Below are 256 nucleotides of genomic sequence, written 5' to 3' on the forward strand. Positions count from 1 at the left end.
CGCTTTTCGACCGGTGCGCCGGAACGCCAGCCGCGACCGTCGATGACCTGCTCGTTGGCGAGCACGGTGTGATCGACCGGATCCCAGTTGACCACCTGCGTTTTACGGTAGGCGATGCCTTTTTCGAGCATCTTCAGGAACAGCCATTGATTCCATTTGTAGTACTTGGGATCGCAAGCGCACATTTCACGCGACCAGTCGATAGCCAGGCCCATGGACTGCATCTGCTTCTTCATGTAAGCGATGTTGTCGTATG

The 256-nt window shown here is 55.9% G+C and carries 1 protein-coding gene; it reads right to left on the reverse strand.

Going from position 1 to position 256, the window contains the following annotated elements:
- Positions 1–256: class I tRNA ligase family protein (locus EUU22_RS20095; protein ID WP_165351243.1), on the reverse strand; the 256-nt coding region annotated here is incomplete at both ends.

It is taken from the genome of Ciceribacter ferrooxidans (assembly GCF_004137355.1).
Classification (GTDB): Bacteria; Pseudomonadota; Alphaproteobacteria; order Rhizobiales; family Rhizobiaceae; genus Allorhizobium; species Allorhizobium ferrooxidans.